Origin of the sequence: Rhodococcus sp. NPDC056960 (assembly GCF_042674125.1) — a bacterium.
GTDB lineage: Bacteria > Actinomycetota > Actinomycetes > Mycobacteriales > Mycobacteriaceae > Rhodococcus_F.
Window position 1 is genome coordinate 102,022 of the sequence record NZ_JBHURF010000006.1, and the last position, 23,675, is coordinate 125,696.

General features: G+C 64.5%; 19 protein-coding genes. 17 read left to right on the plus strand and 2 right to left on the minus strand.

Annotation, left to right across the window (positions count from 1 at the left end; translation table 11 throughout):
* Nucleotides 1–8: 8 nt before the first annotated feature.
* Nucleotides 9–800: a TIGR03617 family F420-dependent LLM class oxidoreductase gene (locus ACFTWF_RS11165; RefSeq protein WP_378461260.1), complete on the minus strand. Its 792-nt coding sequence runs from the start codon at nucleotides 798–800 to the stop codon at nucleotides 9–11.
* A gap of 522 nt (nucleotides 801–1,322) precedes the next feature.
* Here ACFTWF_RS11165 and ACFTWF_RS11170 point away from each other — a divergent pair.
* The 17 genes from ACFTWF_RS11170 (at nucleotide 1,323) to ACFTWF_RS11250 (ending at nucleotide 21,729) form a co-directional block, all read left to right on the plus strand.
* Nucleotides 1,323–2,741 carry an MmgE/PrpD family protein gene (locus ACFTWF_RS11170; RefSeq protein ID WP_378461261.1) on the plus strand — a complete coding sequence of 473 codons (1,419 nt, stop codon included), beginning with the start codon at nucleotides 1,323–1,325 and terminating at the stop codon, nucleotides 2,739–2,741.
* A 15-nt stretch (nucleotides 2,742–2,756) separates the two neighbouring features.
* Nucleotides 2,757–4,121, plus strand: a complete 1,365-nt coding sequence (locus ACFTWF_RS11175) for an MmgE/PrpD family protein (protein ID WP_378461262.1) — start codon at nucleotides 2,757–2,759, stop codon at nucleotides 4,119–4,121.
* Nucleotides 4,122–4,219: 98 nt separating this feature from the next.
* Nucleotides 4,220–5,395, plus strand: a complete 1,176-nt coding sequence (locus ACFTWF_RS11180; RefSeq protein WP_378461263.1) for a thiolase family protein — start codon at nucleotides 4,220–4,222, stop codon at nucleotides 5,393–5,395.
* 14 nt (nucleotides 5,396–5,409) lie between these two features.
* Nucleotides 5,410–5,841: a Zn-ribbon domain-containing OB-fold protein gene (locus ACFTWF_RS11185; RefSeq protein WP_378461264.1), complete on the plus strand. Its 432-nt coding sequence runs from the start codon at nucleotides 5,410–5,412 to the stop codon at nucleotides 5,839–5,841.
* Entirely contained in the window at nucleotides 5,838–7,238 is a 1,401-nt protein-coding gene (locus tag ACFTWF_RS11190) for an MmgE/PrpD family protein (protein ID WP_378461265.1), read from the plus strand. Before ACFTWF_RS11185 ends, ACFTWF_RS11190 begins: the two co-directional genes overlap by 4 nt.
* Nucleotides 7,235–8,479: a CaiB/BaiF CoA transferase family protein gene (locus ACFTWF_RS11195; protein ID WP_378461266.1), complete on the plus strand. Its 1,245-nt coding sequence runs from the start codon at nucleotides 7,235–7,237 to the stop codon at nucleotides 8,477–8,479. Before ACFTWF_RS11190 ends, ACFTWF_RS11195 begins: the two co-directional genes overlap by 4 nt.
* Before the next feature lie 40 nt (nucleotides 8,480–8,519).
* Nucleotides 8,520–9,701 carry an acyl-CoA dehydrogenase family protein gene (locus ACFTWF_RS11200; protein ID WP_378461267.1) on the plus strand — a complete coding sequence of 394 codons (1,182 nt, stop codon included), beginning with the start codon at nucleotides 8,520–8,522 and terminating at the stop codon, nucleotides 9,699–9,701.
* Nucleotides 9,702–9,710: 9 nt separating this feature from the next.
* Nucleotides 9,711–10,184 carry a MaoC family dehydratase gene (locus ACFTWF_RS11205; RefSeq protein WP_378461268.1) on the plus strand — a complete coding sequence of 158 codons (474 nt, stop codon included), beginning with the start codon at nucleotides 9,711–9,713 and terminating at the stop codon, nucleotides 10,182–10,184.
* On the plus strand, nucleotides 10,184–10,648 hold the full coding sequence (locus ACFTWF_RS11210) for a MaoC/PaaZ C-terminal domain-containing protein (protein WP_378461269.1): 465 nt from the start codon (nucleotides 10,184–10,186) through the stop codon (nucleotides 10,646–10,648). Before ACFTWF_RS11205 ends, ACFTWF_RS11210 begins: the two co-directional genes overlap by 1 nt.
* Nucleotides 10,645–11,547 carry an alpha/beta fold hydrolase gene (locus ACFTWF_RS11215; protein ID WP_378461270.1) on the plus strand — a complete coding sequence of 301 codons (903 nt, stop codon included), beginning with the start codon at nucleotides 10,645–10,647 and terminating at the stop codon, nucleotides 11,545–11,547. Before ACFTWF_RS11210 ends, ACFTWF_RS11215 begins: the two co-directional genes overlap by 4 nt.
* Nucleotides 11,544–12,866, plus strand: a complete 1,323-nt coding sequence (locus tag ACFTWF_RS11220) for an MFS transporter (RefSeq protein ID WP_378461271.1) — start codon at nucleotides 11,544–11,546, stop codon at nucleotides 12,864–12,866. Before ACFTWF_RS11215 ends, ACFTWF_RS11220 begins: the two co-directional genes overlap by 4 nt.
* A 34-nt stretch (nucleotides 12,867–12,900) precedes the next feature.
* Nucleotides 12,901–13,671 carry a FadR/GntR family transcriptional regulator gene (locus ACFTWF_RS11225; RefSeq protein WP_378461272.1) on the plus strand — a complete coding sequence of 257 codons (771 nt, stop codon included), beginning with the start codon at nucleotides 12,901–12,903 and terminating at the stop codon, nucleotides 13,669–13,671.
* Nucleotides 13,672–13,920: 249 nt separating this feature from the next.
* Complete coding sequence (locus ACFTWF_RS11230) at nucleotides 13,921–14,751, plus strand: ABC transporter ATP-binding protein (protein ID WP_378461273.1); 831 nt, start codon at nucleotides 13,921–13,923, stop codon at nucleotides 14,749–14,751.
* Nucleotides 14,748–15,623 (plus strand): ABC transporter permease, encoded by an 876-nt coding sequence (locus tag ACFTWF_RS11235; RefSeq protein WP_378461274.1) that lies wholly within the window; start codon nucleotides 14,748–14,750, stop codon nucleotides 15,621–15,623. Before ACFTWF_RS11230 ends, ACFTWF_RS11235 begins: the two co-directional genes overlap by 4 nt.
* A gap of 170 nt (nucleotides 15,624–15,793) precedes the next feature.
* The gene (locus tag ACFTWF_RS11240; RefSeq protein WP_378461275.1) at nucleotides 15,794–16,873 is read left to right on the plus strand and encodes an ABC transporter substrate-binding protein; all 1,080 of its coding nucleotides are present in this window, start codon (nucleotides 15,794–15,796) and stop codon (nucleotides 16,871–16,873) included.
* A gap of 262 nt (nucleotides 16,874–17,135) precedes the next feature.
* Nucleotides 17,136–17,909 (plus strand): FadR/GntR family transcriptional regulator, encoded by a 774-nt coding sequence (locus ACFTWF_RS11245; protein WP_378461276.1) that lies wholly within the window; start codon nucleotides 17,136–17,138, stop codon nucleotides 17,907–17,909.
* Between the two features lie 490 nt (nucleotides 17,910–18,399).
* Nucleotides 18,400–21,729, plus strand: coding sequence for a protein kinase (locus ACFTWF_RS11250; RefSeq protein ID WP_378461277.1), 3,330 nt, complete (start codon nucleotides 18,400–18,402; stop codon nucleotides 21,727–21,729).
* A 616-nt stretch (nucleotides 21,730–22,345) separates the two neighbouring features.
* Here ACFTWF_RS11250 and ACFTWF_RS11255 read toward each other — a convergent pair.
* Nucleotides 22,346–23,614, minus strand: coding sequence for an MFS transporter (locus ACFTWF_RS11255; protein WP_378461278.1), 1,269 nt, complete (start codon nucleotides 23,612–23,614; stop codon nucleotides 22,346–22,348).
* Nucleotides 23,615–23,675: the final 61 nt, after the last annotated feature.

Consider the following 23,675-nt stretch of genomic DNA (forward strand, 5'->3'; position numbering starts at 1 on the left):
TGAGCTGCCTACCTAGGGCATCCCAGCCGTGACGCTCGAGGACGGGCATGTATGAAGGCGTGCTTGCGTAGAACGCAATGCGCGCCCGGATCGCCTGCTTTTGCTTGTTCGAGTTCTTTCTCGTCCCGGCCAGTGGCGAGAAACCCCCGACAGCTGACCTCGAAGCCGTCACGTGCGCGGGTGCGGGAAGACAGACCCCGCTCGACAGCGGGTAGAACTACGTCACGGAGATAGTCCGGAGTGGAAAACGCGTGCACCAGGACGCCGTCCGCGCTCCGGCCGGCGGCCTCTAGCATGCCTGCCCCGACGCCGGCCATGATGATCGGTGGAAGACCGTGACCATGCGGCTCGGGCCGAAACATCGGCGTCATAAGGGTGTGGCGGTAGTAGGAACCCTCGAAGTGCAGTCGATCCCCCGTTTCCCATGCAGTCAAGATCGCCTTCACTGCGTCGATGAACTCCTCGAGCCGAGCCATCGGATCAGCCCATTGCATAGAGAAACGGCGTTCGATATGCGATCTCACCTGAGTTCCCAAGCCGAGAGCGAATCGTCCGCGCGAGTACGTCTGCAGATCGTGGGCAACGTTCGCAATCGTCATGGGATTACGCGCGAACGCCACGGCGACAGCACATCCGAGTTGGACCCGTTGAGTGTGCTGGGCGGCAACCATCAGCGGGAGGAACGGATCGTGGGCCGTTTCCGACGTCCAGATGCCCGCGTAGCCTTCCAGCTCCAGTCGCCGCGCGGTCTGAGCCATTGCCTCGACATCGTCCACATCCAGGCGGGCGTCGACCTTCACAATCCGTCCCCTTTGTGTCGTAACGGAGTGGCTAGGAATTCTTCGAAATTCGTTCGTACAGTGATTGGTTGGAGTCGCGGTCCGCCGCCGGATTCCTCGGCAGCGGCGGACCGCGAAGTCGCAGGTGCCCGCTGGTGGACAGACGACGGGGCGGACTCCTCACACACCACCGGTAGCCGCACGGCCTGGAGGCGATCCATCCCCGCCAATGCGCATGAGAGTGGAACGTCGCTATGCGGGGAGCACTTCTCCCACCCGTGCCGACCGTAGATGAGGTTGACCATGCGGCGCAAGGTCAAACATTTAGCGGGCAGTAACCGAAGCGCCCCCGTGCAGACGCAAATGAGAATCCGAACAGTGAGTCACTCCTTTCCGAATCCACCCCGGGAGCCGCCTCGCCCCCGTGGCCGCAAGTCGCGAAGCCCCAGGAAGGGGGCGTGCGATGTCCACAGCACGGCGAATCCGCCAGCCCCAGGGGTTGTGACACCCAACACGTAATGTCAGACTATTAGCGGAATGGCAATGATCTACGTCGAGCGAATGGTGGTGATGTGGCACATGGTGGCGCAGGAGGATCTCGCAGCGGTCTTCGGTCGGCACGTCGCGGAGGCGACCTACCGGTCCCTCCCGGAGGAGGCGATCCGATCCGCGAAGTACAGCACCCTCGACACGCTGGGCGTGATCCTGGGCGCGAGCGGTCTCATGGACGTCATGCCGGGCATCGTCGAACTCACCAGGGATTGGGGCGGTAAGCCGGAAAGCACGCTATTCGGCTTCGGCGGAAAGCTCCCCGCTGTCTCCGCCGCCTTCGTCAACGGCTCCATGGGCCATGGCCTCGATTACGACGACCATCTGCCCGAGGGACATCACCCGAGTGTGACGGTGCTACCGGCATTGCTCGCCGTGGCCGAACGCAAGGGTGGGGTGACGGGCGAGGACTTCATCACCGCCCTGGCAGTGGGTCAGGATCTGTTCGCGCGGCTCCGCAAGAACGTTGCGTGGAAGCAGGACTGGTTCCTCACCCCGGTCGTGGGGACACTGGCCTCGGCGGCGGCGTGCGCCAAGCTGCTCGACCTGGATGCCTGGCGCGTCACCGACGCGATCGGCATCGCCTGCACGCAGGCCGCCAGCACGATGCAGACCGCCTATGGCACCGGTGGTGACCTGCGCGGGATGTACGGCGGCTTCGCCGCGAAGGCGGCGGTGCTCTCGGCGCTGTTGGCCGAGAAGGGGGTCAAGGCCACATCGACCCCGCTGGAGGGTGACGCCGCCTTTCTGCCGGTTTACTTCGGGGAATGGGACCGTGACGCGATGGTCGCGGGACTCGGCACCGATTTCCACGGCGCGTCCATTCTCTACAAGTTGTGGCCGAGCTGCGGTGTCACTCATGCGTACATCGACACCGCGCTCCGGTTGATGGGCGGGCCCGGTCGCACCGACGAGATCGAGAAGATCGAGGTTTTCGGTGGCGATTTCGCGAAACAGCTGAGCGAGCCGGCGGAGTTCCGCCGACGACCCCCGACCTCGAACGACGCCAAGTTCAGCATTCCATTCACGGTCTCGCTCGCATTGCTGAAGGGGACGGTGGGAGTCGGCGACTTCTCACCGCAGCGCCGCGCGGATCCGCTCGTCTATGAAGTCGCGTCGAAGGTCGTGTTCGTGGACGATCCCAAGTACAACTGGGGCAAGGAGCTCCCCGCGGGGGCTGTTCGACTCGTCCTCGAGGACGGTCGCGAGCTCTACGGCGAGGCCAAGCACGACGAGACTCCCGGCGCTGCCCACAACCCCCTCGATTGGTCACAGCTGGTGACGAAGTTCGAGGACTGTACCGCGCACGCCGTCCGATCCTTCGAGGACACCGAGATCAAGCAGCTCGTTTCCACCATCGATCAGCTCGAGGCCGTCGCCGACGTCGCGGTTCTCACGAGCCAGCTCGGCTGACCCGGGAGGATACCCATGGACAAGCTGCTGACCTCACTGGTCGACTTCATTGAAGCGACCGATTTCGACACCTTGACGTCCGGCGCCGTCCGCGCCGTCGTGCGCCATACGATCGATACCGTCGGATGCGGCGCGGGTGGCTACTCGAGTGCGCCCGCAGGCATTGCGCGCGAGGTCGCCCGCGGTATCGGCGGGCCTCTCGTGGCGTCGGTCTACGGCGAGTCGGAGAAATGCCTCGTCGACCAGGTTGCCTTCGCCAACGCCACAGCCGACCGCTATCTCGACTTCAACGACTTCGGGGTCTCGGGCCACCCGAGTGACATGATCCCCGCCCTGCTCGCGATGACCGAGTCGGTGGGGGGGACGGGCGCCGACGCGGTTACCGCGATCTACCTTGCCTACGAAATCGCGACCCGGCTGGCCGAGGCGGTGCCTCCTGATGGCGGTTGGGATCAAGGGGTGTATTGCTCGCTCGGCGTTGCGGCCAGTCAGGCCAAGATCCTCGGGCTGCCGCGCGAGAAGATCGGGCACGCCCTCGCCCTCGCCGTTGTCCCCAGTATCCCGTTGCGGGCGACCCGGTTCGGCGAGCTGTCGGAGTGGAAGGCCGCGGCCACCGGCCACGCCGCCATGACGGCGACATTCGCCGTGCGCCTCGCTGCGTCCGGGATGAGTGGGCCTTCCGAACCGTTCGAGGGCAAGGATGGGCTGCTCGAACGCGTCTGGCCCACCTTCGATCTCACGCTGACACCAGCGGACCCGTCGGCGATCGAGCGAGCCAGCCTCAAACGGCATCCAGCCTGCTACTGGGGTCAGGTTCCCGTCGACTTGGTCATCGAGTTGCGCGGCCGTGCCGTCCTCTCCGACATTGTTGCGATCGACGTGGCGACCTGCATGAACGCGTGGCGCTCGATCGGGGGCGGCCGAGGCGACGCCGCGGAGAAGTGGCGTCCACCGACCCGAGAAACCGCAGATCACAGCATGCCGTACCTGATGGCGGCCGTCTTCGTCGACGGTGAACTGTCGGACGAGGCGTTCACGTCCGAGCGGCTGACCGATCCTGAACTGCTCTCCGTCATCGACCGCATCAGTGTGGTCGAACGTGTCGACCTGACGGATCGAGCGACCCGGGACAGTTGCCCGACCGAACTCACCGTGATCATGGCGGACGGTTCGATGTTATCGGCGGCCGCAGATGTGCCTCGCGGTCATCCGGCGAACCCGATGAGCGATGGGGACGTTCGCGCCAAGTTCGAGGCCCTGGCCCTGCGTGCCCTCGCTCCCGACCAGGTAGGCGCCCTTGGGTCACTGCTTGCGCGGCTGCCCGAACTCGAGTCACTCGATGCGGTGACGACCCTGTTCCGCGCGTTCGGACGCCGGTGACCCTTGACACAATCCTCAAAGACAGCTCTAATGTCAGACATACGACTAAATGTCAGTCAAATTCCTACTTGTAAATGAAGGGCAACGGTGACGGAATCATGAAGCCGATCGCGTCCGTGGTGGGAATCGGGGCCCTGCCGGTCGGCAAGCACCTCGACAAACTCGAGCACGAAATGATGGCCCAGGCGTTGGTCGCAGCGATCACCGACGCCGGGCTGACCAAGAAGGACATCGATGCGCTGATCTTCTCCACTCCGCGCCCCTATGCGGACCAGCGGTACTTCGGCACGTTCATGGCCGGATACCTCGAGATGGCGGTGGGCGACATCCTGATGGAGGTCCTCGGCAACGGGCTGACCGGATCCATCGCCTTCGATGTCGCACTCGAGCGCGTCGCCTCGGGCAAGGCCAAGGTCGCTGTCGCGCTCGGGGTCAACAAGGAACTGCACGTCCCCACCGGTGAGCACATGACCTGGTCGATGCGGGCGGTCGGCGACGTGGACTTCCACGTCCCGTTCGGCGTCACCCCCATCGCCTGGTATGCGTTCAACGCGGTGCGCTACATGCACGAATACGGGCTCACCCGTGAGGAACTCGCGTCGATCCCGGTGAAGAATCGGTTTCACGCCTCGATGAACCCGCTCGCGCAGATGCGCAAGCCGATCACCGTCGAGGACGTCATCGGCGCCCGGGACATCGTCAAGCCGCTCGGTCTGCTGGACGTGCCGCCACGGTCCGACGGTGCGGTGGCAATCGTGATCGCAGATCCAGATTTTGCGCGCTCCCTGGGTACCCGTTACGTCGACGTCGTCTCGCGCGGCTTCCATCACGAGGGCATCCACCAGGTGTCGAGCCGACCGCGCCCACTGACATGGTTCGAGTCGGCGGAGATCGCATCGGGCAAGGCGTACGACGAGGCCGGCATCTCGGTGAACGACATCGACTTCGCCGAGGTCTACGCCCCCTGCTCCATCGTCGAGTTGATCCTGAGCGAGTCGATCGGACTGTTCCCCAAGGGCACCGGCGGCGCCGCCGCGGCCAGCGGTGCGACCACCATCGGCGGCCAGGTGCCGATCTCACCCTCCGGTGGCTGCGCCAGCCGCGGACACCCGCCGCACGTGACCCCGCTCTACAACGTCTACGAGGCGGTGCAGCAACTGCGTGGAGAGGCAGGAGAGCGTCAGGTTGCTGGAGCCGGAATCGGCTCCGTCACCGGCGAACTCGGCGACTACAACGCCACGATGATGCACATCCTCGCTGGCCACGGCGCGTGAACGGAGAGAGACTGATGCCCATCCAAACGACGGGGACCACGCTGGCTTATCCGCCGCGGGTCACCCCCTTTACCGAACCGTTCTGGCAGGGTCTGAACGACGGAGTCCTTCGGACCACGAGGTGCCGGGAGTGCTCCCACATGACCTTCCCACCCAAGCCCATCTGCCCGGAGTGCTGGAAGTCCGAACTGGACTGGGTGGATTTGAGCGGCCGGGGCACCCTATACAGCTACACCGAAGTCTCCGCGGCCCCGGCAACTTTCGCCGACGAGGCACCGTACGTTCTGTGCCTGGTCGATCTCGACGAGGGCGTGCGCTGCCTGAGCAGGATTCTCGCGCCATGGGACGCCCTCCGCCCCGACATGCGAGTGAGGATGAAGGTCCGCGAGACGAAACCGGTGCGGCTGTTCGACTTCGAAATCGACGAGACCGAGGAGGCCCGGTGACCGAGACAACCTCAGACTTGGCCGAGCAGCTGGCCACACACGCCGTGCGCCAGAGCTACCCCAACCTGGATGCGGCCACGATCGAGGCGGCCCTCGAGGTCCTCTTCGACACACTGGCCTGTGCACTCGGCGGACTGCACTCCCCCGGTGTTCCCCAGGCACGCACCGCACTCTCCGCTTGGGGCACCGGTAACGCCACCATCTGGGGCACCGCGGACACCGCACCAGCGCCATTCGCCGCCGTGGCCAATGGAGGTGCCCTGCACGCACTCGACTACGACGACACCGACGACGCGGTGCCGCTCCACGCTGCCAGCGTGGTCCTGCCGGCACTGCTCGCGGACCTGGAAGAAAATCGGCCCGACTGCGGCGGCCAGGAGTTCCTGACCGCGCTGGTCGTGGGCCTCGACGGCGCCATGCGGGTCGGCCGCGCCGGTGGCCCCAAGGGTAGTCGCGGCTGGAACTACAGCGTCGTCAGCGGCGGTGTCGGAGCCGCGCTGGCGATCGCCCGCCTCCGCCAGTGGGACGCCGGCCAGGCAGTGAGCCTGCTCGGACACCAGCTCGCCCAGACCTCCGGCAGTCTGCAGTCGATCATCGACGGCACCCTCGCCAAGCGTTTCCAGCCCGCCGTCGTCGCCAAAGACGTCCTCTTCGGTGCAGCGCTGGCCGGAGCCGGCATCGACGGCCCGCGCAACGTCTTCGACGGCCGCGCCGGTTTCATCAACCTCTATCAGGACGGCACGTTCGACCGCGACGTCCTACTCGAGGGCGCCGACCGAGCCGGCTATCTGACCGATCTCAGCCTCAAGCCCTACCCTGCGTGCCGCTTCACGCATGCTCCCATCGACCTGACGCTGCGGATCCGCGAGTCCGGGATCACACCGGATGCCGTCGAACACATCACGTTCGAGACGAGCGGCCAGGCGTTCAACATGGTGGGACGCACCTTCGATCCCGCTACGGCCAACATCGTGGACGCACAGTTCTGCATCGGCTACACCGCCAGCGTCGCACTACACCGCGGCGCCGTCCTCATCGGCGACTTCGCCGACGACGCACTGCGCGACCCGGTCGTCGGCGGGTTCGCCGCCGGGCGCATCACCGTCCGGCCCACCGAAGACGTCGACTTCCTGGCCATGGCGCCGGTGACAGCGCAGGTCCGGCTCCAGGACGGCAGCGAGCAGACCTTCGTCGGTAAGACCATCTCGGGAAGTCCGGATCATCGTCTGACCGTCGACCAGTTGAAAGCCAAGGCGGCCGACTGCTTCCAGCACGGCGGGGCGGCGGTGGCCGTCGACGAGCTGTGGGACACCGTCCAGGCACTGGCACACGATGCCCCCGTCGCCGGGCTTCTCGAACTCCTCGCACGACCGTCGAAAGGACCGGCCACCCGATGAACGATCACACCCCTGTGCGTGAAGGTGTACTCGACGGCGTGAAGGTCGTCGAACTCTGCCACCTCATCGCAGGACCCTACTGCGGAATGCTGCTGGCCGATGAGGGTGCCGACGTGATCAAGGTCGAGCCGCCCCAGGGCGAACTCACCCGCAGTCGCGAGCCGATCCGCACCACAGATCAAGGCTCCATGTCGGGGTACTTCGCCTCACTCAACCGGCGCAAGCGCAGCATCACCCTCGACCTCAAGTCCGAATCCGGTTCCGCGCTCCTCGACCGGCTACTGGCCGATGCGGACGTGTTCGTCACGAACATGCGTGGCGGAGCATTGGGGCGCCTCGGAATCCACCCGGCGGATCTTCAGGAGCGCTACCCGAACCTGATCGTTGTCAGCATGAGCGGATTCGGCCTGTTCGACGCCGGCCTCGACGCCAACCGCGCCGGCCTGGCGATGGTCGCCGAAGCACTGTCCGGCACCACCGGGCTCACCCGTGACCGTGAAGGGCGACCGACCTGGTGCGGGTTCGCCCTCGGCGACATCGTCACCGGGATGACCGCTCACTCGTCGGTGCTGCTCGGGCTGCGCGAGCGCGAGCAAACCGGCCGCGGCCGCATGATCGACCTGTCGCTGACCGAGTGCACACTGCCACTGGCGACCGTGGCCCTCGCTCGCGTGCAGTCCAGCGACGCGCACCTGTCGAAGGCCGCCGGAGCAAACGACTTCCACGGTGTCCCCTACGGGACGTTCGCAGCCGCGGACGGCTACTACAACATCGGAGTCAACCGCGACGACTTCTGGGCGCGCCTGTGCCGCGCGATGGGGCGGCACGAACTCGCCGACGACCCGCGCTACGCGACCTACATCGGACGCGCCCACCGGCAACGGGAAGTCGAGGAACTGCTCGAAGCGTGGAGTACACAGTTGACCCGGGCGCAGGTCGTCGACGCCCTGACCGAAGTGGACGTCCCCGTGGCGCCGGTCCTGACGATGAGCGAGGTGCTCGACAACCAACACTTCGCCGACCGAGGCACCTTCGTCGAGGTGGACGACGCCATCGGAGGCTCGCTGCGGCAGCCGGATGACCCCACGGGGTTCGCGGTGCCGACTCCGGCCCGCGTGCCGCGCCTGGGTGAGCACCGCGACGCCATCCTCAATGAAATCGGCGTGCACGAGTCCCAGATCGAGTCGCTGGCCGAACGCGGGGCATTCGGCCCGACGCCCCACGTCAACGCCACCACATAGACCAGCCCACGGGCTATACAAGAAAGGTTCGAAAACCATCATGACTGCTGACAACGCCACTAGCGAGACAAGGGCGACCCTGGACGACGTGCTCCAGGCCGCCAAGGCGGTCACCTCCCGCTTCGACAACGACTACTACCGCGAGGTCGACGAGAAGGAAGCCTTCCCCGAGGAGTTCGCGAAGGCGGCGGAGACGGCGGGCCTGCATTCGGTGATGATCCCGGAGGAGTACGGCGGCTGGGGCCTGGGTGTGACCGAAGCGTCGGTCATCACCGAGGAGATCAACCGCTCCGGTGGTGCCGGCGCCGCCATCCACGCGGCGATGTTCGCGATGGGGATCGTGGTGAACCACGGCTCGGAGGAACTCAAGAAGAAATGGCTCCCGCAGATCACCAGCGGTGACGTCCGCCTGACCACCTTCGCCCTGACCGAACCGAACGCCGGCACCGATACCTCCAAGCTGGCGACGACTGCCCGCCTGGACGGCGACGAATGGGTCCTCAACGGCCAGAAGGTGTTCATCTCCCGTGCCGCCTACACCGACCTCATGGTGATCATGGCCCGCACGAGCCCGTCGCCCGACCCGAAGAAGCCCGGTCTCGGCATCTCCTGCTTCCTGATCGACATCCGCGACGTCGACCCCGCGCGGCTGGCGATGCGCAAGATCCCGCTGATGTTCAACCATCACACCTACGAATTGTTCATCGACAATCTCCGGGTGCCGGCCGACTCGCTGATCGGCGAGGAGGGTATCGGTTTCAAGTACCTCTTCGATGGGCTCAACGCGGAGCGGATCGTCATCGCCGCCGAGTGCATCGGTGACGGCAAGTGGTTCATCGAGCGGGCAGTGAAGTACGCCAACGATCGGGTGCTGTTCGGCAAGCCGATCGGCGCGAACCAGGCCATCCAGCACCCGATCGCCAACGGCTACGCCCACTTGGAGGCGGCCGATGCGATGCGTTGGAAGGCTGCCGCCGCCTACGACGCCGGCGCAGACAACGCCCCCGAGCTCGCCAATATTGCCAAATACCTTGCTGCGGAGGCCTCGTGGGACCTGGCGCAGACGTGCATGCAGACCTACGGCGGCTATGGTCTTGCCAGGGAATACGACATCGAACGGAAGTTCCGCGACAACCGCGTCTTCCAGGTCGCCCCCGTCTCACCGAACATGGTCCTCAACTACCTCAGCCACAAGGTGCTGGGGATGCCGAAGTCCTACTGAGGAGCCGACATGGAAGGGCTCTATTTCGAGGACTACAACGAAGGCCAGCGGATCGAGACACCGCGGCGCACCGTCACCGACTACGACATCTCGGCGTTTGTGAACCTGTGTGGATTTCTCACACCGACCTTCATCGACCTGGAGTACGTCAACCGGCCCGAGCACTACTCGGGCCGGATCGCCCCCGGCATGCTCACCTTGTCGTTCGCTGAGGGACTGATCCTCGCGTCAGGCATCACTGCCGGCACCGGGCTCGCCCTTCTCGAACTCACCCCGACCTGGAAGGCGCCGGTATACGCCGGCGACACCATCCAGACACACATTCATGTGGTCTCCAAGCGGCTGACCTCGCGCGGTGACCGGGGGGTGGTGAAGACGGAGAACGTCGTCGTGAACTCCAAGGGCGAGACGGTGGCGACATACACGTCCGCCCGCATGATCAAGAGCAAGACCTTCGGACCGAAGCTCGAGGAGGAAAGCTGATGGGCAACGCGATAAAGCCGGCCTTCTACTTCGAGGACTTCGAGGTCGGCGACACCTTCACCACCCCCAGCCGGACCGTCGGCCTTGCGGAGGTCGCGACCTTCGCCGGTCTCTCCGGCGATTACAACCCCATTCACACCGACGCGGAGTTCGCCTCGAAGAGCCAGTTCGGCGAGCGCATCGCGCACGGCGTGCTGGGCATGAGCATCCTGACCGGGCTCGTGACGCGTCTCGGTGTCTTCGAGGCCGGCACCATCGCCCTGCTCGGCATCGAGGAATGGCGGTTCAAGGGTCCGGTCTTCGACGGCGACACGATCCACGTCAAGGTCCTCATCGAGGACACGAAGATCACCAGCGACGGCAAGCGGGGCGTGCTTCGCCGGCGATATCAGTTGGTCAACCAGCGCGACGAGGTCATCCAGGAAGGTGTCATGCCTTTGCTGATGAAATGCCGGCCGGAGTGACCGGTTCGCCGCTGATCTCGGTCCCCGGCCTCGACTCCGAGCAGCGGTGGGAGTCGGCGTACTGCACGCCGGGTCGCACCGAGCGCGTTCGAGTGGCGGGGACCGAGATCGCGGTGAGCTGCTGGGAAGGGGGGTCCGATCGGACCCGTCCCGACGTGGTGCTCATCCACGGGGGCGCGGCACAGCGCCAGTGGTGGGATCACCTGGCCCCGTTCCTGTACGGAGCGGGTCGGGTGGTCGCGCTCGACCTGTCGGGCCACGGTGACAGCGAGCACCGGGATCAGTACACCCTGGATGCGTGGTCCGAGGAGGTCGCCGGTGTTGCGGAGTTATTCTGCGGTCCCACACCGTTGCTGGTCGGGCACAGCATGGGCGGTCTCGTTGCCGTGAATGCGGCCCAACGGCAGACGGACCGGTTCGGGGCCGTCCTGGCACTCGACAGCCCCCTCCGACGTTCGTCCCACAGCTACGCGGAGCGGCGCACGAAGATCGCTTCTCGGCCCGTGAGATCGTTCGCCTCACAGACGGAGGCGCTCGAGGGCTACAAAACCTTTCCGCCGGTCACCGAGGCGCCTGCGCGGGTGATGAACCACATCGCCCGGGCCGCGATGAGGCGTGCGGGGGACCGATGGGCGCTCAAATTCGATCCGCGCATTTATCTTCGCCCTCAAGTGCTCGACGACTTCGTGCTCACTGCGCAGATTCCCACCTGGTGGGTGCAGGCTGAGAACGGCTTCGTCGATGAGGTGATGGCGCAGCGGATTCGTGACTCGCTCGGTCCCGCCGGTGCCCTCATGCGGGTTCCCGGCGCGAGCCACCACCTAATTCTCGAACAGCCCCTGGCAGCTACGTGGGTCATCAATCTCTTCGTTCAGCAGCCGCGGCGCGCGGCCGGATGACCGGGCCACAGGCGGCCGTCGGTACCCGCCCGCGCTGGGTGTCGCGTCTCGAGCGTCCCTGGTTCGCCCGTTTGATGGTGGTGACGTTCGTTGCCCAGTTCATCAGCTCGGCGATCCGGCCGCTGATCACCTACGAGAGTCTGGCGGCGGGGGCGGGCGCGGTGCAGGTCGGCGTCATCACCGCCGCGTTCTCGGTGCTGGCTCTGTTCGCTGCGATTCCGTTGGGGAAAGCGGTCGACCGGCGTGGGGAGACCGGATTCCTCGTACTCGGTGGGATCCTGGTGTGCTCGACCCTGCTGTCTTTGCTCGCCCCGACGAGCCTGCTCCTGCTCGGGGTGTGCAGTGCGTTCCTCGGTCTGGGCCATCTCGTTCTGGTGGTGGCGTCGCAGACACTGATCGCCAAAGGTAGCCAGCCCGAACGGCGCGAGACCAGATTCGCCACGCTGACAACGGTGAACGCAGTAGCCCAGATCGTCGCTCCTGCCATGACCGGTTTCCTGGTCGGGGAGGTGGCCAGCAGCCACGACGAGCTGGCCACCCATGTTCCGAACAGTCACATCGTGCTTACCATTGCCGCCGGCATGGCCGTGGTCGCGACGTTGTCGGCCGTCAGCCTTCAGTTGCGGCCCGGAGCCTTGGTAAAGCGCGCTGCCCCGGACACTCGGCCCGGCCGAGGAAGCTTCGCGACCGTGATGCGGCTACCTGCTGTTCCAGCGGCGATGCTAGCCAGCCTCACCGTGTTGACGTCGATCGACCTGCTGGGTGCCTACCTGCCGGTCTACGGACAGCAGCACGGCCTCTCGGCGCGCACCGTAGGACTGTTGCTGGCGACCGAGGGAGTCGCTGCCATGGTGGTGCGGATCTGGATGCTCCGGCTCATCGCTCGATTCACCCGCCGCCGTCTGCTGGTCGGCACGATGACCCTGGCGGCGATCAGCCTTGCCGGCGTTCCTGTGCTCGGTCTACTCGACAGACCCGAACCGGCGCTGTTCGCCGTCATGATGTTGGCGGGCCTCGGGCTGGGCATCGGACAACCCGCAACGATGGCGTGGGTGGCGGCACGGACGCCGGTCCATCTCCGGGGGACGGCTGTGAGTATCCGGCTCAGCGGTAACCGCCTCGGCCAGGTCGTGGTGCCGATCTCTGCCGGCGCCCTCGCTGGAGGAATCGGCCTGGCTGCAGCATTTTGGTGGCCGGCGGTACTGCTCCTCATCTCGGCCGGTCTCATCCTGCGAACGCCCCGGGAAGGCGGGTCGGACCATCCCGTGCCCGAATCGCGCCGCTCACCCGGTATCGAGCCCGGTAAAATGTCAGACTAATGAAGAGTTCGCGGTTTGCATTCCTGGAGGTTATATGTCAAACAGTACCAGCGGCGGAGATGCCCGCTCCTCCCCGCCGATCCTCGGACGGAAAGTGCTGCGCCCCCGAGAGCAGGTCGAAGACGCACTACGCCAGGCCGTCCTCGACGGCCAACTCCGCACCGGAGACCGACTTCCCCCCGAGACGGAACTGGCCCGCCAGTTCAGCGTCAGCCGCTCCACCATTCGCGAAGCACTCTCCGCCCTCGAGACCCAGGGACTGATCCGCAAGACCCCCGGGGCCGGTGGAGGCAGTTTCGTCCAAGCCGTCGATCACACCTCCCTCGGACAAATCCTCCAGGAATCGATGCACAATCTCCTGCGGCTGGGCAGTGTCAGTTTCCATGAGGTCGCCATGGCTCGCCAGCACCTCGAGATACCGGCAGCAGCACTGGCCGCCGAACACCGCACCACCGCCGACCTCGACGAACTTCACGCGATCCTGGCCGAGCAGAAGCGTCGCACTGTCGACGACCCCATGATCGCCGAACTGGACGCGCAGTTCCACATCGCAATCGCCCGCATGTCCGGAAATCGGATCCTCGCATCGCTGGTCTACGCCCTCCACCGGGAATCCGAACCGGTCGGCCACCTGGATCTGTCACCGGACCTCGGCCGTGACACCTTTACCCAGCACCAACGAATCGTCGAAGCCATCATCGACCAAAACCCCACGGCAGCCGAGCAGGCGATCACCGAACACCTCGGCTATCTCCGCGACCACATGCGCAAACACATCGAATCCAACGGCTCCACACCCGCGTGACAAGACGCACCGAGCACTACACTTCGCACGAAAATAGTTGAACAACAGTCGATTCCGCCGACTCGCGTGGGCGCGTTCGAGATATCTGGAATCAGCAGCGCGTGAGAATTTAACAATTGGCTATTGACTTACATTTGATGTGATGTCAGTCTCATTACAAGCGGTAACTGATTTGCCCGATCCGCCGCCCCAAGACCCACATTGACGGCACCGACCGGCGCCCTCATGGAATGACGAAGTAGGAATCACATGCCGAATGCAAGCACGACCGCGGCGGCCCCTAGGGTGACGCCGATGGTCAGGCCCAAGATCGAGTTTCAGCGACTGGGCAAACGATTTCATCGTAAGAGTCAAAGCATCACCGTGATGGAGGGATTGGACCTCACTGTCCACGAGGGCGAATTCGTCTGCGTGGTCGGCCCGAGTGGTTGCGGAAAGTCAACGCTGCTCAACATGTCCGCCGGTCTGATGCGGCCGTCGGCCGGCAGGGTGTTGTACGACGGTGTCCCGGTGCCGGAACCCAACACCAAGGTCGGTTACGTCACGCAGAAGGACAACCTCATGCCGTGGCGCACGGTGACGGCCAACATTGCTCTGCCACTGCAGATCCGCAGGATGGGCAAGAACGCCATCGAACGCCGGGTCGCCGAAATGATCGAACTCGTGGGACTCACCGGGTTCGAGAAGGCCTACCCGGGCGAGCTTTCGGGCGGCATGCGCAAGCGCGTGACACTGGCCCGGACTCTGGCCCACGAGCCGGAGGTCATCTTCGCCGACGAACCCTTCGGTGCGCTCGACGCACAGCTGAGGGGGATCATGCAGCAAGAACTGCTCCGCATTTGGTCTGCGTCGAACAGCACGGTCGTGTTCATCACGCACGACATCTCCGAGGCCGTCGCCCTCGGTGATCGCGTCGTCGTACTGTCCGCACGTCCTTCGCAGGTCAAAATTGACGTCCCGATCGACCTTCCGCGGCCCCGTGATCTCTCCAAGCTCCGCTTTGACCCCCGTTTCAACGAACTCAACGAATACCTGTGGTCCGTTCTCTCCGAGGACCTGAACGAAGGTGACCAAGTATGAAGAATGTCGCTGAGGCAGTCGACGTGGTGACCCACCGCCCTGACGAGCCGATGGCTGCCGCGCACACTCCGCCTGACGAGACCGTGTGGCTCGACGAGCCACGATCCGGAAGCAGCCGCTGGCTGCAGGTGGGCGGCATCCAGCTGGGACGAATCGCGATCGTCGTCACGATCCTTGCGATTTGGGAGTTCATCTCGGGACGCTGGGTCGACGAATTCTGGATCTCGAAGCCCTCGGCGATCTGGGACGTGCTGTGGGGCTGGATCTCGTCCGGAGACATTCTGATCCACCTTCAGGTGACTCTGACCGAAATGATCCTCGGCCTGGTCTTCGGAGCCGTCGGTGGAATCGCGGTCGGATTCGTACTCGGTCGCGTCGAGTGGATGGCCCAATTGCTCGACCCGATCGTCACAGCGATCTACTCGTTGCCGAAGGTTGCTCTGGCGCCACTGTTCATCCTGTGGTTCGGCGTCGACCTCACCTCCAAGGTGGTGCTGACCGCAGTCGTCTGCTTCTTCCTGGTCTTCTACAACACCTACGCCGGTGTGCGCGATGTCGACAAAGACCTCGTCGACGTGGTGCGCGTCATGGGCGGCAGACGAAGCGACCTGCTCTTGAAGGTGGTACTTCCCAGCGCGGCCGCCTGGATCTACACCGGCCTACGGTTGGCGGTGCCCTACGCGTTGATCGGAGCCGTGGTCGGCGAGATCGTCGCATCCAACAAGGGCCTGGGCTTCCTACTCGCCCGGGCGGCCGGAACCTTCAACACGGCAGGGACATTCGCCGCCCTGTTCATCCTCATGTTGATCGGCACCCTGCTCAATTTCATGGTCGATTGGTCGGAGAGAATCACCGGCCGCCGGACAAGCTGACACCGGCCGGGGCCGTGACGAGGCAAGGATGCCGCGTCCCACTCACGGACCGGTCGCTCTCCGCGACGCGTGATCCGGTCCCGCTCCCCACCTTGTCGATCTTCTGTCCTCCTCAGCACTTGCGACTCTCCACCGGCGGCGTCACCGCGCCCCGTATCGAAGGGAAAATTATGATCAACAGCCGTGCGCGCATGGCCGCCGTTGTCGGCGCCGCATCAGTTCTGTTGCTCGCCGGCTGCGCCGGCGGAGGTGGTGGTGTCAGGAAGGCTGCCGACCCCGGCGCGGCTGCCTCCGGCACCTGCCAGGGTGCATCGATCAAGATCGCGAAAGCGTCACCCAGTTTCGTCTATCTGCCGTTCTACGTCGCCGAGGGAGCCGGCTACTTGGAACAGGAGGGGCTTGTTCCCGAGACCGTAGAAGTCCACACGGGTTCAGGAATTATCGCCGCTGCTGTCAGCGGCAGTGTCGACGTTGCCCTGGTCACCGCGGGCGAAGTATTCGTCTCCCGTCATGAGGGAGCCCCTGTCACGGCCTTCGCGCAGGTGGAGAATCTCGGAACCAATGTGGTCATCAAGAAGTCGATCATGGACGACCTCGGCCTCACTGAAAGCTCCTCCGACGCAGAGCGGCTCGCCGCCCTGAAGGGCCTACGCATCGGGGTTACCGGGAGCGGCAGTGGTAGTGACCAAGTGGTCCGGTACCTCGCCAAGGCGGGAGGCTTGGACCCCGACAAGGACATGGAAATCATCGCCACCGGAGGCAGTGGTAACAGCGTCTCCGGGTTCTCCGGCGACCGCTTCGATGCGATTGCGATCTCGTCACCGCAATCGGATATTGCGATCCAGCAAGGGCGGGGTGGCTACTTGTTCAACATCGCCGATGGCGACTACGAGCCGCTCGCGAACAACCTCTACATCACCGCCATGGCCTCGGATCGGACGATGACGCAAATGCCCGAGGCACTCGGGTGCTTCACCGCCGCTCTCGCTCGCGCACAGAAGCTCATCCGCGAGGACCCCGACAGCGCAGCCAAGCTCGCCCAACCGTTCATGGGTGACGTCGACCCGGCGCTGTACACAGCAGCTTTCCAGTCGAATATCCACTCCTGGCCGGCGAGCCCGGTCATCGACGACGCCGCCGCCGAGGCGGCACTGAAGTTCCAGAATGAGGTCATGGGCAACGGTCTCAGCGAGGACCTCCTCGGCGAGGCCATCGACACCGACATCGCTACCACCGCAACAACCCAATAACGCTCGGGGTCATACGGGTTTGCCCCGAGCACCGGCGCCTTCCATAACGGACGGCGCCGGTGCTCGGGGTCGTACCCGCATATAGGAATGGGAGGGCTGCTGCCGTCGGTCGGGTGCTGCGGTAACGATGGCACCGTGCCTTCGGCGTGCGCAGCCGAACATCGGGCTCGAGGGGTAGCCCGCGGGTCATACGGCTCACTTGACACGGAGGGAGTAAACTGTCGGACTAATACGATCCCTGTCCCGGACTCCTGGAGAGCTTATGTCAAACAGTACTCGTGGTGGGGATACGCACCGATCACAGACGCCGATCCTCGGACAGAAGGTGTTGCGCCCCCGGCAGCAAGTCGAAGACGCACTGCGCAAAGCCGTCCTGGATGGGCAACTGCGCACCGGCGATCGCCTTCCCCCTGAGACGGAACTGGCCCGCCAGTTCAGCGTCAGCCGGCCTACCATCCGCGAGGCGCTCTCGGCCCTCGAGACCCAGGGACTGATCCGCAAGGTCCCCGGAGCTGGTGGGGGAAGCTTCGTTCAAGCTGTCGACTACACCGCGCTCGGAGAGGTCGTGCAGGAATCGATGCACAATCTCCTGCGGCTGGGCAGTGTCAGCTTCCATGAGGTTGCCATGGCCCGTCAGCACCTCGAGATACCGGTCGCCGTCCTGGCAGCGACGAACCGCACCGACGCCGACCTCAAGGAACTGCGCGCCATCCACGCCGACATGAAGCGTCGCACCGTCGGCGACCCGCTGATCGCCGAGCTGGACGCACAGTTCCACATCACGATCGCGCGGATGTCCGGCAACCGGATTCTCGCCGCGCTGGTCTACGCCCTCCACCGCGAGTCCGAGCCCGTCGGGTACCTCGACCTCACACCCGAACTGGGCCGCGACACCTTCGCCCAGCACCAGCGCATCATCAAGGCAATCGCCGACCGAGACCCCGAGGCCGCCGAGCGGGCGATCATCGAGCACCTGAGCTATCTGCGCGACCACATCCGTATCAACATGGACGCGAACGAAGGCGTGCCGGTCTGAGCTGGACTCACAACTGGCATTCCGAGCGGGGAACGAACTTGTGGACGTTCACCGTCACCAATGCTCCAGCGCCGTGCTACGCGCGCTGATGCGGCCGTCGACGGCTCGGCTGCACTGTTCCGCGGATGCCACCATCGCCGCGTTGCAGGTTGCCCGTCAGGGACGGTCTCGATGCCCCGTCGACTGGAAACCCCGGCTGGGCTGACCAACTTCGCAGTTGATGGCAAACATCTGAGTGGATGGCGGCCACCACGGCTACTTGGTGCAGGCGAACAGGGTGCCGAGGTGTCCTGGAGGCATTGTGCGGAGGGGGAACCCGCACACGATGTTCGCCAGGATCGACTCGAACTGCAAAAGGCGGATTCGGCGGGTCCGAGCCGACACGCGCCGAGAGCATCGTGGGCGACGGCGATATCCTGATGGCACGCCGAGGCGCAGACGGTGGGAGTGTCCAGCTGTCCGGGCCGTGTGGGTGGAAGCAGGATATGCAGTGAACGACAGTGACCCTTTTCGCACGCATCACCAGGTGCTTCCGTTCATTGCGGACGAACTCCACGATTCCGGATTTGACGATGTCCAGGAAATCGGGCACGGGGGATTCGGAGTCGTCTACCGGTGCACCCAGACCTCACTCGATCGCATCGTGGCGGTCAAGGTCCTCACCACCGCCCTGGACGACGATAATCGGGCGCGATTCTTCCGAGAACAGCGGGCAATGGGCCGGCTGACAGGACACCCTCACATCGTGGACGTTTTCGAGGTCGGGGCTACTGCCAGGGGTCGACCGTACCTCGTGATGCCCTATTACCCGCACGATTCCCTCGATACCCAGATCCGTCGGCACGGCGCCCTTACCGAGAAGGATGTTCTACGTCTCGGCGTGAAGACGGCCGGTGCGCTCGAGACCGCGCATCGAGCCGGGATCGTGCACCGGGATGTCAAGCCTGCGAACATCTTGCTCACCGACTACGAGGAGCCGGTCCTGGCGGATTTCGGCATCGCGCACATCGCCGGCGCCTTCAGGACGACCACGGGCACCGTCACCGGCTCCCCCGCGTTCACGGCGCCGGAGGTTCTCAGTGGTGACTCCCCGACGGTCGCCTCCGATGTCTACGGACTCGGCGCCACCCTGTTCACCGCGTTGACCGGGCACGCCGCATATGAGCGACGCAGCGGCGAACAGGTGGTTGCCCAGTTCCTCCGGATTACGACACAGCCCGTACCGGACCTGCGTGTGCACGGATACTCCGAGGACGTAAGCGCAGCCATCGAACGCGCCATGTCCCGCAGTGCGGCGGACCGACCATCCGCGGCCGTGTTCGGCGCCCTATTGCAGCAAGTCCAGACGCACCACGGGTTCACCATCGACGGGATGGCGTTGCGCGCCGAGCCCAGCTCCTCAGGACAGGGCAGCCGTGACCGAACACGTCGGGACTCACCCGACAACAGCCCTCTGCCTGCGCTGCAGTCTCCTCCTGATTCGCAGCATCTACCGGCGCGGCCGACCGGTGCGGGCCGAAAAACCAACCTGCCGCTGGACCTGACGAGCTTCGTCGGTCGCCGCGCCGAGTTGGCCGAGGGACGGAAGCTGCTCTCTACCTCGCGCCTGGTGACCCTGACCGGGATCGGCGGGGTGGGTAAGACCCGACTAGCCCTCCGGGTTGCCGACACCCTCCGGCGGGCCTTCCCTGACGGAATATGGCTGGTGGAGCTCGGTGAACTGCGAGACGGGCAACTGCTGACGCACATGGTTGCGACCGCACTCGGCGTGCGCCACGAGGTGACAGGTCCGCTGCCCGTTCTCACCGAGTACCTCGCCACCAAGAACCTGCTGCTGATCCTGGACAACTGCGAACATGTGATCTCCGCGGCCGCGGACCTGACGATAGCGTTGTTGCGCTCCTGCCCGGGGTTGAAAATCCTCACCACCAGCCGCGAGCCCCTGGGGATCGGCGGGGAATCAGTCCTCCGGGTGCCACCGCTGAAGGCACCCGAGCCGGATTACGACCCGCCGTTGCTGAGCCTGCCGCAATACGAGGCCATCACTTTGTTCGCCGAGCGGGCCGCCAGGGCAGTGTCCAGCTTCGAACTCACCGAGGACAATCACGTTGCGGTGGCCCGTATCTGTCGCCGCCTGGACGGCCTACCACTGGCGCTGGAGTTAGCGGCCGCTCGATTACGGGTGATGTCCCCCGACCAGATTCTGCAACGCCTGAACGACCGGTACGCGCTGCTGACCCGCGGCGCCCGTGGAGTGCCATCGCGGCAGCAGACGCTGCGGTGGAGCATCGACTGGAGCCACAACCTCTGCACCCAGGCCGAACAACACATGTGGGCCAGATTGTCGGTGTTCGCCGGCGCCTTTGACCTCGACGCCGCCACACACATGCTGGCAGGCACCAGCGAGCCTGAGGAGTTACTCGAGCAAGTGACCTCGCTGGTGGACAAATCAATCTTGATCCGGGAAGAGTCGGACACCGGAGTCCGCTTCCGCATGCTCGAGACTCTTCGCGACTACGGGCGGGAACAGCTGCAAGACGCCGGCGAGCACCAGGCTATGCGGTCTCGGCACCGGGATTGGTATCGACAGATGGTGCTCGATGCGGAGAGCGAGTGGATCAGCCCACGACAGCTCGACTGGATCGCACGACTCGACCTGGAACTACCGAATCTGCGTGAGGCACTGGAGTTCAGTTTGTCGGCATCGGACGGTTCCGGGGCGGGGGGATTGGACACCGCCGCCGCCATGTTTCCGTTCTGGTTCTCTCGCGGTCTGCTCACCGAGGGACGACGCTGGCTCGAGCGCGCCCTGGCCGGTGACGAGCGCCAATCGGTTGCACTGCGCGTCAAGGGCCTCTATGCCGCCAGCATCCTCGCAACCAGGCAAGAAGACCTCCAAGAGGCGACCGCACTGATCGAGCAGGGCCGGACGATCGCCGAGGTAGGGACGACACGAGATCGCGCACTCATACAACGGGCTGATGGGTACCTGGCATTGCACCGCGGCGATCCGAGACGGGCAGTGACCCTTCTGTCCCAAGCCCTGGATGAATTCCGCCGAGACGGTGACCTCATGCTGCAAATCATGACCCTGCACGGGCTCGGGTTGGCGCATCACCTGCTCGGTCAACCGGACCAGGCCGTCGCTCGTCTCGAAGAGGCGATTCAGATCGCACAGTCGCACGGCGAGTCGGCCTCGCGGGGCCGTTCCTCGTGGACTCTCGCACTGGTGCTGTGGCAACAAGGCAACCGCGATCGTGCAGTGTCTCTGCTGCGGGACGGTCTCGAACTGGCACGGCTGTCCGACGACCCCTTCGGGGCGACATGGTGTCTCGAATTACTGGCCTGGATCGCAGCCACCGAGAGGTATTTTCACCGTGCCGGTGTTCTCATGGCAGCCGCCGCTGTCCTTCGGCGACAGGTAGGAACCTCGGTCCTCCAGATACCGAACTTGACCGGCGCTCACCAGGAATGCGAGCGCACCACACGGGAGGGACTGGGAGCTCGAGGCTTCACCGCAGCGTGCCGCGAGGGCGAATCGATGAGCTTCGGGTCCGCGATCTCGTACGCCCGGGGGGAGAAAGCGTCACCAACGCACACCGACATGTCCTCTGTGCTAACCAAACGAGAACACCAGGTCGCCGGTCTGGTCGCGAAGGGTCTGACAAACAGGGAGATAGCCACACAGTTGGTGATCTCACCGCGCACTGCACAAGGGCATGTCGAACATGTCCTAACAAAACTAGGATTCACGTCACGGGCGCAGATCGCGGCTTGGGTGGTGGAGCAGACCGTAGTCAGCGAGAGGGATGGGAGCTGATCACCTATGGTCGAAAAGAACTGTATTCGGTTTCGGTTCGGGCTGGCGGTACCGACACCTACCCCGATCTCCAGCAGCGTGGCGGCGGGTACTGGTCCAATGAGCATGTTGAACCCCTCGCCGGTGGACGCGTGCACCATGTCGCCGGAGTCGGTCCCGTGTTTGTAGGCACTCTCGCCGATGACCGACCTCCGACTGCATCATTACCTGCGCCGGGACGGTTCCGCACCCGCCGCGACTACCCCGCCAACAGGCCCGGCCCGCAACCACAGTGCACCGCTGCTGTCGACGACGACGTCCAGTGGCATCGTCCACCGAAGCCCGGCACAAACCGACATTTGCACAGCCATCGGCTTTGAGGTGCGGTTTCGGCGGCGACGTCGCGATAACCGATCTTAATGTCGCCAAGTGCGCACAAAACATGAGTGACACGGAAGCTGCTCCGGAGGCGAGCCTCCTCTGCTGTAGGTTCCGCGGAGCGGTGTCACTTTCCTTTGAGCGAGAACCCGCCACTGCCATGATGGTAAGAATTCGCAGGTCAGCAGTGTGGCAGCAGCTGACAAGTTCGACCGGAACTTACACCGCGTTGTGCACGCAAACGGCGGTTGGCGCGGGATCAGACAGCGGCGACGTGATCCGTCTGCTTGAAGTCACGGGAACACGCACCGCCGATGGCTGCGACCACGAACATGCAGAACATGAAGATCGCCGGCGGAAGCCATCCGAGTTGCCCCGACCCGAGCAGGACGGTGCAGATCGCCGGGATGAATCCGAGAATCACATAACTTGATTGCTGCGCGAGGCCGACTCCTGTGTACCGAACATGGGGAGGGAATTGGCGAGCGTAGAAGACGGGCGATATAGCGAGCGGGCACGAAAAGACGACTGATTTGAACAGAACAGTAACCAGGATGACCAGCGCCGCACTCCCGTACGAAATTGTTCCCAGAAGGACGATGGCACCTACGGCGCATAGAAGCGAGCCCACGACCCAGAGTCGCTTCTGGCCGATGTGGTTTGACACAACGGCCCAGATTGGGACAGCGAACAAAGACACCACACCGGAGAGGGTAATTGCAGTCAACATCTCTGCTTTTCCGATAGCGCTGAACTGCTCGGCGACGACAAGCGAGAACACAGACACGAGTGGTGCAGCCATATGGATGAATGCACAGATGAAGACGGTAAAAAGAGCTCGCGGGTGTTCACGGATTACCACGGTTAGGGGCGCTTTCTCAGGGTGCTTCTCTTCACTGACTTGGCCTTCGAAGACAGGGGACTCCGCTACGCCCCGCCTCAACACCCAGACGAACGCCACGGTGATCACGCTCAACAGGAACGGGATACGCCAACCCCAGGAAAGCTGCGCTTCTTCAGGAAGTGCCGTGATCGGGATGAAGACGGCCGCCGCAAGGGCGGCACCTACGACCGATCCATTCGGCGTCCAACTTGTGTAGAGCGTTCGCTTTTTGTCCGAGGAATGCTCCATCGTGAGCAGACTCGCTCCGATTTGTTCCCCCCCGGCGGACAATCCCTGCGCGAGTCGGCACAATACCAAGAGAGCGGGCGCCGCGATCCCCACCATCTCGTAGGTGGGGAGTGCACCGATCAGCGCTGATGATCCGCCCATCAGTACGACGGTCGCCTGCAGGACCCGCTTACGGCCCACCTTGTCGCCGAAGTGTCCGAACAGGATCGCGCCTGCCGGCCGAGCGATGTAGGCGACCCCGAACGTCGCTAGTGCGGTCAAGGTCCCAACAGTCGGCGAGCTCGCCGGAAAGAACAACTCCCCGAACCAGATCGCGGCTGCGGTGCCATAGATAGTGAAGTCGTAGAACTCGATGACGCTACCGAAGAAACCGCTGAATGCAGCCCGTTTTCCCATTCGGTTTCCGGCCCGCTCCAGGCCAGAGGGATCGCTGCCGTGAGGCTGTTCAGACGTGTCC

Excerpts from the sequence above, each read along its gene's own strand:
- ACFTWF_RS11235 (WP_378461274.1), top strand. The coding sequence starts at position 14,748 with ATGAAGAATGTCGCTGAGGCAGTCGACGTGGTGACCCACCGCCCTGAC.
- ACFTWF_RS11255 (WP_378461278.1), bottom strand. The coding sequence starts at position 23,614 with ATGGGAAAACGGGCTGCATTCAGCGGTTTCTTCGGTAGCGTCATCGAG.
- ACFTWF_RS11205 (WP_378461268.1), top strand. The coding sequence starts at position 9,711 with ATGGAAGGGCTCTATTTCGAGGACTACAACGAAGGCCAGCGGATCGAG.
- ACFTWF_RS11180 (WP_378461263.1), top strand. The coding sequence starts at position 4,220 with ATGAAGCCGATCGCGTCCGTGGTGGGAATCGGGGCCCTGCCGGTCGGC.
- ACFTWF_RS11210 (WP_378461269.1), top strand. The coding sequence starts at position 10,184 with ATGGGCAACGCGATAAAGCCGGCCTTCTACTTCGAGGACTTCGAGGTC.
- ACFTWF_RS11220 (WP_378461271.1), top strand. The coding sequence starts at position 11,544 with ATGACCGGGCCACAGGCGGCCGTCGGTACCCGCCCGCGCTGGGTGTCG.
- ACFTWF_RS11170 (WP_378461261.1), top strand. The coding sequence starts at position 1,323 with ATGATCTACGTCGAGCGAATGGTGGTGATGTGGCACATGGTGGCGCAG.
- ACFTWF_RS11195 (WP_378461266.1), top strand. The coding sequence starts at position 7,235 with ATGAACGATCACACCCCTGTGCGTGAAGGTGTACTCGACGGCGTGAAG.
- ACFTWF_RS11185 (WP_378461264.1), top strand. The coding sequence starts at position 5,410 with ATGCCCATCCAAACGACGGGGACCACGCTGGCTTATCCGCCGCGGGTC.
- ACFTWF_RS11240 (WP_378461275.1), top strand. The coding sequence starts at position 15,794 with ATGATCAACAGCCGTGCGCGCATGGCCGCCGTTGTCGGCGCCGCATCA.
- ACFTWF_RS11200 (WP_378461267.1), top strand. The coding sequence starts at position 8,520 with ATGACTGCTGACAACGCCACTAGCGAGACAAGGGCGACCCTGGACGAC.
- ACFTWF_RS11245 (WP_378461276.1), top strand. The coding sequence starts at position 17,136 with ATGTCAAACAGTACTCGTGGTGGGGATACGCACCGATCACAGACGCCG.
- ACFTWF_RS11225 (WP_378461272.1), top strand. The coding sequence starts at position 12,901 with ATGTCAAACAGTACCAGCGGCGGAGATGCCCGCTCCTCCCCGCCGATC.
- ACFTWF_RS11175 (WP_378461262.1), top strand. The coding sequence starts at position 2,757 with ATGGACAAGCTGCTGACCTCACTGGTCGACTTCATTGAAGCGACCGAT.
- ACFTWF_RS11230 (WP_378461273.1), top strand. The coding sequence starts at position 13,921 with ATGCCGAATGCAAGCACGACCGCGGCGGCCCCTAGGGTGACGCCGATG.